Genomic DNA, 12229 nt, shown 5'->3' with positions numbered 1-12229 from the left:
CGTCACCGTCACGCTCACCGACCGGAGAGCTTGTCGCGCAGCTTGGCGAACACGCCGGAGCTCGACGCCGCGAGCCGTGCCTCCGGACGCTCCTCGCCGCGCAGGGTCGCGAGCCGGCGCAGCAGCTCCGCCTGCTCGTCGTCCATGGCGGTCGGGACGTGCACCTCGACGTGGACATGCAGGTCACCGCGGCCGGGGGCGTGCAGGTGACCGACGCCGAGCCCCTTGATCGAGACGATCTGGGACGGCTGCGTGCCGGGACGCAGATCGACCTCCTGCGGCCCGTCCAGCGTGTCCAGCGTGAGCACGGTGCCCAGGGCGGCCGCGGTCATCGGCACCTCGAGCGTCGCGTGCAGGTCGTCGCCGCGCCGCACGAACGTGTCGTGCTTGCGCTCGCGCACCTCGAGGTAGACGTCGCCGGCAGGGCCGCCGGCCGGGCCGACCTCGCCCTGGCCGGTGAGCTTGATCCGCGTCCCGGTGTCCACACCCGCGGGCACGTCCACGGCCAGCGTGCGGCGCGAGCGGACCCGGCCCTCACCCGAGCACTCGGTGCACGGTTCGGGGATGACGGTGCCGAAGCCGTGGCACGCGGCGCAGGGCTGCGTGGTCATGACCTGGCCGAGGAACGAGCGCGCGACGCGCTGCACCGACCCGCGGCCGCCGCAGACCTCGCAGGTGCGCGGCGACGTCCCCGGACGGCAGCACGACCCGTTGCAGGTCGGGCAGATCACCGCGGTGTCCACCGGGACCTCGCGGTGCACGCCGAACGTGACCTCGGCGAGGTCGAGGTCCAGCCGCACGAGGGCGTCCTGGCCGCGCCGGGCGCGCGGGATCGGACCGCGCTGGGCGGCCGCTCCCGTGGCGGCACCGAAGAACGTCTCGAAGATGTCCTGGAAGCCGAAGCCGCCCCCCATGCCGCCACCGGGCGACGACGGGTCCCCGCCCAGGTCGTAGGCGCGGCGCTTCTCGGGGTTGCCCAGCACGTCGTACGCGCGTGAGACGTCCTTGAACGTGTCCTCGGAGCCGGCGTCCGTCCCCGCGACGTCGGGGTGGTGCTCGCGGGCGAGCTTGCGGTACGCCTTCTTGATCTGCTCCGGCGTCGCGTCACGCGGCACGCCGAGGATCTCGTAGTAGTCGGTCACAGGAGGGTCTGCTCGCTTCCAGCGGTCGTGGAACAGGTCTCAGGTCGAACGTGTGCGTGCGTCATTGCGCGAGGATGCGCGTCAGGTACCGGGCCACCGCACGGACCGCGGACATGGTGCCGGGGTAGTCCATCCGGAGTGGTCCGATCGAGCCGATGCGCGCCACCGACCCACCGCCCTCGTCGCCGTAGCCGGTGGTCACGAAGCTCGTCTCGAACAGCCCGTCGTGCTGGGTCTCGCGGCCGATGCGCACCGCGACCGTCGCGGAGTCCTCGGCCATCTCGGACAGCAGCCGCAGGAGCACCACCTGCTCCTCGAGCGCCTCGAGCACGGGGCCGATCGCGCGCACGTCCGTGCTGCCGACGCGCGCGAGGTTGGCGGTGCCGGCCAGCACCACCCGCTCCTCCGACTCCTGCGCCAGCGTCTCCTCGAGGACGGCTACGACGGCGTTGACGAGTGCCTGGTCCGCGGGCGCGAACGCGTCGGTCAGCTCGCCCAGCGCGACCGGCAGCTCGGACAGCCGCCGACCCGCCGCGCTCACGTTCAGGCGGGACCGCAGCCGCGCGACCACGGACTCGTCGAGGTCGGTGACCAGCTCGAGCGTGCGCTGCTCGACGCGACCCGTGTCGGTGATGAGGACCACCAGCAGGTGCCGGGCGCCGACGGGCACGAGCTCCACGTGCCGCAGCGCCGAGCGCCGCAGCGACGGGTACTGGACGACGGCGACCTGGTGCGTCAGCTGCGCGATGAGCCGCACGGCCCGGTCGACGACGTCGTCGAGGTCCTGCGCGTTCTCCAGGAACGTGCCGATGGCGCGGCGCTCCGGGCTGGACAGCGGCTTCACGGTCGAGAGCTGGTCGACGAACAGCCGGTAGCCCTTGTCCGTCGGCACCCGGCCGGCCGAGGTGTGCGGCTGGGCGATGTACCCGCCCTCCTCGAGGGCTGCCATGTCGTTGCGGATGGTCGCGGGCGAGACGCCGAGCGAGTGCCGCTCGACGAGCGCGCGGGAGCCCACCGGCTCCTTGGTGGCGACGTAGTCCTCGACGATCGCGCGCAGCACGTCCAGCCGCCGGTCCTCGCTCATGTCGCCTCCTCCGTCGTCGCTCGAGCAGTCCGTGGGTAGCACTCCCCGCACAGGAGTGCCAATGCTACGCCGGGGGCGCGACACTCACGGGGTGGCGTCCGGGGACGGCGCGACCGCGGCCCCTAGGCTGCCCGGGTGAACGACGACCGCTACGGCTCGGACGTGCTCGGGGGCTCCGGCTCGACGCACCACCGGCCCACCCGCACCAGCCGCCCCCAGCCCGCCGAGACCGGCCTCGTCGTCGAGGAGGTCACCACCGGGTGGGTCGGCGCCGTCGTCCGGGTGGAAAAGTCGGGCGGCCAGCACGTCGTCGTCCTCGAGGACCGGCGCGGTCGCACCCGCACCTTCCCGCTGGGTCGGGGCTTCTGGCTGGACGGCGAGCCCGTGGCGCTCACCGCTCCCGTGCGCGCCCCGGCACCCGCGAAGCCCACCCGCACGGCCTCGGGGTCCGTCGCCGTGCACGACGCCCGCGCTCGCGTGGCCCGCGGCAGCCGGATCTGGGTGGAGGGCAAGCACGACGCCGAGCTGGTGGAGAAGGTCTGGGGCGACGACCTGCGGCTCGAGGGCGTGGTCGTCGAGCTGCTCGACGGCGTCGACAACCTCGCCGACGCCCTGCGGGACTTCTCCCCCGGCCCCGGGCGCCGCGTGGGGGTGCTGGTGGACCACCTGGTGTCCGGGTCGAAGGAGAGCCGGATCGCCGCCGACGCCGTCCGCGGTCACCCCGCCGGATCCGTCCTCGTGCTCGGGCACCCGTACGTCGACGTGTGGCAGGCCGTCCGGCCCGAGCGGATCGGCCTGACCGCATGGCCCGTCATCGAGCGCGGCACCGAGTGGAAGCACGGGATCCTGCGCGAGCTCGGCTGGCCCGCCGACGAGCAGGCGGACGTCGCCCGCGCGTGGCAGCGCATCCTGCGCTCGGTGCGCAGCTACGCCGACCTGGAGCCGAGCCTGCTGGGCCGTGTCGAGGAGCTCATCGACTTCGTCACGGCATGACGGTGCCCGGCCGACCGGGGGCCGACCGGGCACCGCACGTGCAGACGATCAGGCCGCGATCGGGTCCCCGAGCAGCCGCTTGAACAGGAACGCCGTCGCGAGCAGGACGACGGGCACGGCGACCAGGAGGCCGACGCCGCAGAGGATCGCGCCGCCGATGAAGATCGCGATGCTGAGCAGGTAGAACAGGATCGTCGTCGACAGGTTCGCCGTGACGAGCTGGTAGCTGGCCTTCATGGCGTCGATCGGTGCCAGCCGCTTGTCGATGACGAACCAGAAGGTGAACAGCAGCAGGAAGTTCACCGCGAGCGCGATCAGCCCGCCGAAGAACGGGACGACGTTGAGGACCGCGTTCACCACGGCGAGGATCAGGGCGGTGAGGATCACCGGGCCCGGCTCGACGATCTTGAAGAAGTCGCCGAAGCTCAGCTGCCGCCCCTCGGTCACGTCCAGGGCGGCCCGGATGAAGGCCGCCTGGATGAGGTAGCCGGCGATCGCGGCCACGGCGGAGAACACGAACGTCCCCAGCGAGAACCCGAGCTGGATGCCCGCGGACATGTCGCCGTCCGGGTAGAACAGCGCACCGAAGCCGCCGAAGATGGCGCCGACGATGGACAGCAGGATGATCGCGGCGACGAACCACACCAGCGCGGCGAGGATGAACAGGCCGCCCGACTGCGTGAACTTCCTCCAGCCGTACGAGTAGGCCTCACCGATCGGCGACGCCTGGACGGGTGGCCCGTACCCGCCGACAGGGGGCGGGTAGGCACCCGGGGCCCCCTGGCCGTAGCCGGGCGGCGGCGGGGGCGGCGGGTAGCCGCCGGGCGCGGGCTGACCGTACGGGGACGCCTGCGGCGGGTACCCGGCGGGCGGCTGGCCGTAGGCCGGTGCCGGCGGGGGTCCCGCGGGGGGCTGGCCGTAGGACGGTGCGGGCGGCGCCGGTGGTGCGGGAGGGACGGGTGGCACCGGCGGTGCGGGCGGGGCCGCGGGAGCGGGGTCGGGCACGGGCGGCGCGACGGGGTCCGGCGCCGTCGGCTCGACTGGCTCGGCCGCCTTCGCAGGCTCGTCGTCGCGCGGCGGGGTACCGCCGGGGTTCTCGCTCATGCGTGGCCTCCCTGGTCACAGGGCGATCGTCGCCCAGGCGTCAGCGAACCGGGGCCGGAGGGCGCATGTCAAGGAACCCGGCCTTCCGGGCATGTCGGCGAGACGACGGACCACCCGGCGCGGGTGTGCACGCGTCGGTAGGCTGCGCGTGCCGTCACGCCGACGACCACCGACGAGGAGCGCGCCGCGATGTCGTACGAGCCCTACCAGAGCCCGCCGCCGAGCGGTGCCGACCAGGACCGCACGTGGGCCATGCTCGCGCACCTCGGCGGCATCCTCGCCTACGTCTGGGTGGGCTGGATCCCCGCCCTGGTCATCTGGCTGGTCCACCGCGAGAAGGGCGGCCCGGCGGCGGCGGAGGCCCGGGTGGCGCTCAACTTCCAGCTCACGGTCCTGATCGGTCTGGTCATCTGCCGGGTCGTGCAGTCGATCCCCGTGATCGGCGTGGTCGGCTGGCTGGGCTTCATCGCCCTGAGCATCATCAGCCTGGTCCTGAGCATCCTCGCGGCGATCGCGGTCCAGCGCGGCGGCTCGTACCGGTACCCGTTCAGCCTCGAGCTGGTCCGCTGACGCGTCAGCCCACCAGCGTGCGGACCACGGCGTCCGCGAGCAGCCGTCCGCGCCGCGTCAGCACCAGCCGCCGCCCGCCGACCGCCTCGTGCCCGTCGACCAGCCCGTCGGCGACGAGCCCCGCCACGGACGGGCGCGCGTCCGCGGGCAGCGCGTCGAGCGGCAGACCGGCGGCGAGCCGCACCCCCAGCATCAGCCGCTCGAGCACCGCACCGTCGCCCGTGACGGTCTCGCGCCCGGCCGCCGGGCTCAGGCCACGGTCGAGGCGGTCGGCGTACGCCCGCGGGTGCTTGACGTTCCACCAGCGCACGCCGCCGACGTGGCTGTGCGCGCCGGGTCCGATGCCCCACCAGTCGTCGCCCCGCCAGTAGCTGAGGTTGTGCCGGCAGGCGTCGGCGGGCGTCCGCGCCCAGTTGCTCACCTCGTACCACCGCAGCCCCGCGGCCTCGAACAGGTCGTCCGCCAGCTCGTACTTCGCGGCCTGGTCGTCGCCGTCAGGGAGCTCGAGCTCGCCCCGACGCACCTGCACCGCCATCCGCGTGCCCGCCTCGACCACGAGGGCGTACGCGGACACGTGGTCGACGCCCGTCGCGAGCGCCGCCTCGACGCTGGTGCGCCAGTCGTCGAGCGACTCCCCCGGCGTGCCGTAGATGAGGTCGAGCGACACGGCCAGGCCGGCGTCGCGGGCCCAGCGCACGACGTCCGGGATCCGACGAGGGTCGTGCGTGCGGTCGAGCGTGGCCAGCACGTGCGGCACCGCCGACTGCATCCCGAACGAGACGCGCGTGAACCCGGCCTCCGCCAGGGCAGCCAGGGACTCCGGAGTGACCGAGTCGGGGTTGGCCTCCGTGGTGACCTCGACGTCGTCGGCGAACCCCCACGCGTCGCGCACACCACCGAGCATGCGGGAGAGGTCCGGGACCGACAGGACGGTCGGGGTGCCTCCGCCCACGAAGACCGTGCTGACGGGCCGGGGCGGGACGATCCGAGAAGCGAGCGCGATCTCCTTCAGCGCCGTGTCCGCGTAGGCATGCTGGCTCGCGCCGCCGCCCAGCTCGGTCGCGGTGTACGTGTTGAAGTCGCAGTACCCGCAGCGCACGGTGCAGAACGGCACGTGCAGGTAGACGGCGAACGCGCGCTCGTCGGCACCCTCGACCGCCGAGGCCGGCAGCCGGCCGTCGTCGGGCGCCACGTCTCCCTCGGGGAGAGCGGGACTCACTTCTTCTTCGCGTCCTTGCCGCCGGCGGACCCCGCGGGCTCACTGGACAGCGCGGCGATGAAGGCCTCCTGCGGCACGTCGACCCGGCCGATCGTCTTCATGCGCTTCTTGCCCTCCTTCTGCTTCTCCAGGAGCTTGCGCTTGCGGGTGATGTCGCCGCCGTAGCACTTGGCCAGGACGTCCTTGCGGATGGCCCGGATGGTCTCGCGCGCGATGATCCGGGCACCGATCGCGGCCTGGATGGGCACCTCGAACTGCTGGCGCGGGATGAGGTCCTTGAGCTTGGCGGTCATCATCACGCCGTACGCGTAGGCCTTGTCCTTGTGCACGATCGCGCTGAACGCGTCGACCGTCTCGCCCTGCAGCAGGATGTCGACCTTCACCAGGTCCGCCACCTGGTCACCGATGCGCTCGTAGTCGAGGCTGGCGTACCCGCGCGTCTTGGACTTCAGCTGGTCGAAGAAGTCGAACACGATCTCCGCCATCGGCAGGACGTACCGCAGCTCGACGCGCTCCTCGGACAGGTAGTCCATGCCCTGCAGCTCGCCGCGCTTGGTCTGGCAGAGCTCCATGATCGCGCCGATGAACTCGGACGGGGACAGGATCGTCGCCTTGACCATCGGCTCGTTGACGTCGCCGATCTTGCCCGCGGGGAACTCGCTCGGGTTGGTCACCGTGACCACGGTCTTGTCCTCGAGGGTGACCTCGTAGACCACGTTCGGCGCGGTCGAGATGAGGTCCAGGTCGAACTCGCGCTCGAGCCGCTCGCGCACGATCTCGAGGTGCAGGAGGCCGAGGAAGCCGACGCGGAACCCGAACCCGAGCGCCACCGACGTCTCCGGCTCGTAGTTCAGCGCCGCGTCGTTGAGCTTGAGCTTGTCGAGGGCGTCCCGCAGGATCGGGTAGTCGGTGCCGTCGATCGGGTACAGGCCCGAGAACACCATCGGCTTCGGGTCGGAGTACCCGCCCAAGGCGTGCGCGGCCGGCTTGCTCGCGTTGGTGACCGTGTCGCCGACCTTGGACTGGCGCACGTCCTTCACGCCCGTGATCAGGTAGCCGACCTCGCCGACGCCGAGGCCCTTCGTGGGCACCGGCTCCGGGGAGATGACCCCGATCTCGAGCAGCTCGTGCGTCGCGCGCGTCGACATCATGACGATCTTCTCGCGCGGGTTGAGGTTGCCGTCGATGACCCGCACGTAGGTGACGACGCCGCGGTACGTGTCGTAGACCGAGTCGAAGATCATCGCGCGGGCCGGGGCGTCCGCGTTCCCGGTGGGCGGGGGCACCAGCTCGACGATGCGGTCCAGCAGCTCGACCACTCCCGCGCCCGTCTTGCCGGACACGCGCAGGCAGTCCTCGGGCTCGCCGCCGATGAGCTTGGCCAGCTCCTCCGCGTACTTCTCGGGCTGGGCGGCCGGCAGGTCGATCTTGTTCAGCACCGGGATGATCGTCAGGTCGTTCTCGAGCGCCAGGTACAGGTTGGCCAGCGTCTGGGCCTCGATGCCCTGCGCGGCGTCGACCAGCAGCACGGCACCCTCGCAGGCGGCCAGCGAGCGGGACACCTCGTACGTGAAGTCGACGTGCCCGGGGGTGTCGATCATGTTCAGCGCGAACGCCTTGTCGTCCACGCCCCACGGCATGCGCACGGCCTGCGACTTGATGGTGATCCCGCGCTCGCGCTCGATGTCCATCCGGTCCAGGTACTGCGCGCGCATGGCCCGCGAGTCGACGACGCCCGTGAGCTGCAGCATGCGGTCGGCCAGCGTGGACTTGCCGTGGTCGATGTGCGCGATGATGCAGAAGTTGCGCAGCAGCTCGGGCGCCGTCGCCGCAGGGTGGATGCGCGACGCGAGGGCTGCACTCGGGATCGGGGACAAGCGGACTGCTCCTGGCGCTGGAGTCGGTGGCGCGCGTGGTGGCGCCTTCCCGACGGACGGTGACCGGTGCCAGCCTGTCGGCTGTCGGTGGTCGGTCCCACCATGGTCCCATGACGTCGACCCGGAACTCTCCCGACCTGCTCGCGGTGCTCGGCGGGCTGCAGGACGACTTCCTCGCGACGATCCCCCTCGTCGACCCCGCCACGCGCGTGCCCTGGTGCGGCCGCTGGCGGGTCAAGGACCTCGTCGTCCACCTCGCCCGCATCCACCACTGGGCCGCCGGCCAGGCCCGTCGTCGGCAGGAGACACCGCTCGGCCGCGGCCCGTTCGTGCTCGAGGAGCTCTACGCCACCTGCGCCGCGGAGCTGCGCGAGACGCTGACCGAGCTGGGCCCGGACGCCGAGGCCTGGACGCTGCTCGAGAACGGGCCGGCGTCGTTCTGGCACCGCCGCCAGACGCACGAGACCCTCGTCCACCTGTGGGACCTGCGCACCGCGGGCGGGCTGGACCTGACGGTCGACGCCTGGCTCTGGGCGGACACGGTCGACGAGGTCGTGACCGTGATGCAGCCCCGTCAGGAGCGCATGGGCCGGATGGAGCCGCTCGCCGCACCGATCGAGCTCGTCGCGGACGACGCCGGGCGCACGTGGCTGCTCGGCGGGACCACGCACCCCGCCGCCACCGTGACCGGTCCGGCCGACGCCCTCGCGCTGCTGCTGTGGGGACGCGCCACCCCCGACCACCCGCGCCTCACGGTCGACGGCGACGCCGGCGCGCTGGACGACGCGCTCGGTCGCCGGCTGACACCCTGATCGTCAAGCCTCGCGCGTGATCTGCACCTGGACCTCGGCGTCCTGGGTGCCCGCCCCCGCGTAGATCCCCCGCAGGGGCGGCACGTCGTCGTAGGACCTGCCTCGCGCGAGCACCACGTGGTGGTCCCCCGCGATCACCCGGTTGGTCACGTCGTAGGCGAACCACTCGCCCACCCACCACTCCACCCACGCGTGCGAGTCGCCGAGCACCGTCGAGCCCACCGGCGCCGCCGAGTCCGGGTGCAGGTAGCCCGACACGTACCGCGCCGGGATCCCGATCGACCGCAGCGCTCCGGTGACCAGGTGCGCGATGTCCTGGCACACCCCCGCGCGCGCGGTCCACGCCTCCGACGCCGGCGTGTGCACCGTGGTGACGCCGGGGATGTACTCCATCTCGTCGCGCAGCGCCGCGGACACCGCCAGGGCCGCCTCGGCCGGCTCGAGGTCGCCCGCCACGCGACGCGCGAGCTCGACCACGTCCTCCGGCGGCGCCGTGGTCGGGGTGTCGGACAGGAACTCGGCCAGTCGGTCGCGCAGCTCGCCCCCGCGCAGCGTGTCCCACCCGGCCGGGCTGCGCAGCGGACCGCGCTCCGCCACCTCGACGAGGTGCTCCGCGGTGATCACCATCGACTCGTGCGGTGTGAGCACCTCGAAGGCGGTCACCGCCGTGCCCCAGTAGTCGCGGTACTCGGACCAGCCGGTGTGCGGCTGCACCTCGATCTTCGTCTCGAGCACCGTCTGTCCCTGCTGGGAGAACGGCGTCATCCGCGCCTCGTTGTACGACGCCAGCACGGCGCTGGTGTACCGGAACGTCGACGTGTGCACGACCCGCAACCGGCTCACAGTGCTTCTCCCACCCAGTTGGTCGAGGACGCGCTCGGGAAGTACCGGCCGCGGATCGCGTCGGAGGCCGCCGAACACGCTCGTTGCACGCGTTCCATCTCCTTGGGCAGCGCGTCCAGCACCTCGATCAGCGGCCGGTACTCGAGATTCGTGCGCACGTAGCCGATGTGGCGCCGTGCGTCGTCGACCGCGGCCCGGTCCGACGCGCCCTCGAGGTTGGCCAGGCACGCCTCCGCCTGGTTCAGCGCGAACACGATGGAGCGCGGGAACAGCCGGTCGGTCAGCAGGAACCCGGCGGCGCGCTCGTCGGACGCCGCCCCGCGGTACATCCGCAGGAACGCCTCGTGGGCACCGCAGGAGCGCAGCAGGGTGGTCCAGCTGGGACCGGCCGAGCCGGCGAGCGCCCGGGTGGTCAGCAGCCGCGCGGTCATGTCCGCCCGCTCGATCGAGCGCCCGAGCACCATGAAGTTCCAGGTGTCGTCGCGCGAGGTCGCGGAGTCCATGATCCCGGCGACGATGGCCGCCCGCTCCCGCACCCAGGTGAAGTAGTCGTGCGGACGCGCCGGCCGCATGTGCGACGGCAGCTGGTTCCAGGTCGCGTTCAGGCACTCCCACAGCTCGGTCGAGATGATCTCGCGGGCGCGCCGGGCGTTCTCCCGCGCGGACACCAGCGACCCGGCGATCGACGACGGGGCGAACCGGTCGTACGCGAGCATGTCGAGCACGTACTCGCGGCCGACCTCGACGTGCGCGGGCGGAGGCTCGCGATCCATGACGGACAGCAGCGACCGGCAGGCCAGGTCCTCCTCCGCCCACGGGTCCTCGAGCAGGATCTGCACGTGCACGTCGAGCAGGCGGGCGGTGTCGTCCGCGCGCTCGACGTAGCGTCCGATCCAGAACAGCGACTCCGCGATCCGGCTCAGCACGAGACACCTCCTGCGGTCGACGTCCGGCCCTGCTGCTGCTGCATCACCTGGGCGCGCACGTCGTTGGGGTTGGAGTCGATGGGGACCGCCGAGTCCTGCGCGACGGCCTGCGGGAGGTCGGTCTCGCGGCGCACCGCCCGGCGCGGGACCGCGCCGCCGAGCACCCACGTGTCCTTGGACCCACCACCCTGCGACGAGTTGACCACCAGCTCGCCCTCCGGGAGAGCGACCCGGGTCAGCCCGCCGGGGAGCACGAAGACCGACTCGCCGTCGTTCACCGCGAACGGGCGCAGGTCCGTGTGCCGCGGGCGCAGGCCGTCCTCGACGAGGGTCGGCACGGTCGACAGCTGCACCACCGGCTGCGCGATCCACCCGCGCGGGTCGTCCCGGAGCCGGACCTTCAGCGTGGCCAGCTCGGCCGCGGAGGCACGTGGCCCGACCACCAGCCCCTTGCCGCCTGAGCCGTCCACCGGCTTGACCACGAGCTCGTCGAGCCGGTCCAGCACCTCCTCGAGCGCGTCGGGCTCCTCCAGCCGCCACGTGTCCACGTTGCGCAGGATGGGCTGCTCGCTCAGGTAGTACCGGATGAGGTCGGGGACGTAGGTGTAGACGAGCTTGTCGTCGGCCACGCCGTTGCCGACGGCGTTCGCGATCGTCACGGTCCCGTTGCGCGCGCACGTCATCAGGCCCGGGCTGCCGAGGTAGGAGTCGTTGCGGAAGACGACCGGGTCGAGGTAGTCGTCGTCGACGCGCCGGTAGATGACGTCCACCCGCCGCCGACCCTCGGTGGTCCTCATCCAGACGCGCCCGCCGGAGCAGAACAGGTCGCGTCCCTCCACCAGCTCGACGCCCATCATCCGGGCGAGCAGCGAGTGCTCGTAATAGGCGCTGTTGAACACGCCCGGCGTCAGTACGACGACAGTCGGCTCGTCGACCCCGGACGGAGCCGCCGCCGTGAGCGCCGCGAGGAGCCGGCGGGGGTAGTCGGCGACGGGCCGGATCCGCAGGGCCGCGAACAGCTCGGGGAACGTCTGCGCCATCGCGCGCCGGTTGGACAGCACGTAGCTGACGCCGCTGGGCACCCGGACGTTGTCCTCCAGGACGCGCCAGCCGCCGAGGCTGTCCCGCACCAGGTCGATGCCGGAGACGTGCACGCGGACACCGTTCGGCGGGTTGATGCCGCGGGCGGCGCGCAGGAAGTTGGTCGACGACACGACGACGCTGCGCGGGATCACCCCGTCGGCGATGGCGCGCTGCGGACCGTAGACGTCCGCGAGGAACGCCTCCAGCGCGCGCACGCGCTGCGCCACGCCGGGCGCCACGTGCTCCCACTCGTCGCCCGCCAGCACGCGCGGCACCACGTCGAGCGGGAAGGGCCGTTCCTCACCCGCGAAGTCGAAGGTGACGCCCTGCGCCAGGTACGACCGGGCCAACGTCTCGGCCCGCGCCCGCAGCTCTCCGGCGCTCAGCTGGGCGAGTGCGCGGTGCAGCCCCTTGTAGGCCGCGCGTGAGCCGCCGCCGTCGGGGTCGATCATCTCGTCCCACGCCGGGCCGGTCGGGTAGTCGTCGAACAGGTCCGCCATGATCCGGACAGTAACCGCCCGGTGATAACGCCGCGTTTCGTGGAGGGTCCTCGGCGAGCCGACCGACGCGCCGGTA

The 12229-nt window shown here is 72.5% G+C and carries 11 protein-coding genes; 3 read left to right on the top strand and 8 right to left on the bottom strand.

Annotated features, from left to right (window positions below; translation table 11 throughout):
* Positions 1-14: 14 nt before the first annotated feature.
* Both dnaJ and hrcA read right to left on the bottom strand, forming a co-directional pair.
* Entirely contained in the window at positions 15-1142 is a 1128-nt protein-coding gene (gene dnaJ, locus ASD18_RS10275; protein ID WP_056090204.1) for a molecular chaperone DnaJ, read from the bottom strand.
* A gap of 61 nt (positions 1143-1203) precedes the next feature.
* A complete protein-coding gene (hrcA, locus tag ASD18_RS10270) occupies positions 1204-2226 on the bottom strand; it encodes a heat-inducible transcriptional repressor HrcA (RefSeq protein ID WP_056090201.1) in 1023 nt (340 codons plus the stop codon).
* Between the two features lie 135 nt (positions 2227-2361).
* Here hrcA and ASD18_RS10265 point away from each other — a divergent pair, with 135 nt between their 5' ends.
* Complete coding sequence (locus ASD18_RS10265; RefSeq protein WP_056090198.1) at positions 2362-3219, top strand: DUF3097 domain-containing protein; 858 nt, start codon at positions 2362-2364, stop codon at positions 3217-3219.
* 48 nt (positions 3220-3267) lie between these two features.
* On the opposite strand, the gene ASD18_RS21180 is transcribed toward ASD18_RS10265, so the two are convergent.
* Positions 3268-4323: a hypothetical protein gene (locus ASD18_RS21180; protein WP_056090195.1), complete on the bottom strand. Its 1056-nt coding sequence runs from the start codon at positions 4321-4323 to the stop codon at positions 3268-3270.
* Positions 4324-4512: 189 nt separating this feature from the next.
* Between ASD18_RS21180 and ASD18_RS10255 the strand changes: the two genes are divergently transcribed.
* Positions 4513-4893, top strand: coding sequence for a DUF4870 domain-containing protein (locus tag ASD18_RS10255; RefSeq protein WP_056090192.1), 381 nt, complete (start codon positions 4513-4515; stop codon positions 4891-4893).
* A gap of 4 nt (positions 4894-4897) precedes the next feature.
* Here ASD18_RS10255 and hemW read toward each other — a convergent pair whose 3' ends face one another.
* Positions 4898-6112: a radical SAM family heme chaperone HemW gene (hemW, locus tag ASD18_RS10250; protein WP_056090189.1), complete on the bottom strand. Its 1215-nt coding sequence runs from the start codon at positions 6110-6112 to the stop codon at positions 4898-4900.
* A complete protein-coding gene (lepA, locus tag ASD18_RS10245) occupies positions 6109-7989 on the bottom strand; it encodes a translation elongation factor 4 (protein WP_056090187.1) in 1881 nt (626 codons plus the stop codon). The genes hemW and lepA overlap by 4 nt, the downstream gene beginning before the upstream one ends.
* A 110-nt stretch (positions 7990-8099) precedes the next feature.
* Here lepA and ASD18_RS10240 point away from each other — a divergent pair, with 110 nt between their 5' ends.
* A complete protein-coding gene (locus ASD18_RS10240; protein WP_056090184.1) occupies positions 8100-8801 on the top strand; it encodes a maleylpyruvate isomerase family mycothiol-dependent enzyme in 702 nt (233 codons plus the stop codon).
* A 3-nt stretch (positions 8802-8804) separates the two neighbouring features.
* Here the strand turns inward: ASD18_RS10240 and ASD18_RS10235 are convergent, their stop codons facing one another.
* The 3 genes from ASD18_RS10235 to ASD18_RS10225 are packed head-to-tail and all read right to left on the bottom strand — an operon-like array spanning position 8805 to position 12153.
* Positions 8805-9644 carry a transglutaminase family protein gene (locus tag ASD18_RS10235; protein ID WP_056090181.1) on the bottom strand — a complete coding sequence of 280 codons (840 nt, stop codon included), beginning with the start codon at positions 9642-9644 and terminating at the stop codon, positions 8805-8807.
* Entirely contained in the window at positions 9641-10570 is a 930-nt protein-coding gene (locus tag ASD18_RS10230; protein ID WP_056090179.1) for an alpha-E domain-containing protein, read from the bottom strand. Before ASD18_RS10230 ends, ASD18_RS10235 begins: the two co-directional genes overlap by 4 nt.
* Entirely contained in the window at positions 10564-12153 is a 1590-nt protein-coding gene (locus ASD18_RS10225; protein ID WP_056090177.1) for a circularly permuted type 2 ATP-grasp protein, read from the bottom strand. Before ASD18_RS10225 ends, ASD18_RS10230 begins: the two co-directional genes overlap by 7 nt.
* Between the last annotated feature and the right edge of the window lie 76 nt (positions 12154-12229).

It is taken from the genome of Cellulomonas sp. Root137, from assembly GCF_001426725.1.
In the GTDB taxonomy this organism is placed as follows: Bacteria; Actinomycetota; Actinomycetes; order Actinomycetales; family Cellulomonadaceae; genus Cellulomonas.
The sequence above is the reverse complement of the archived record's forward strand: the minus strand, read 5'-3'. Positions and strand labels throughout refer to the sequence as shown.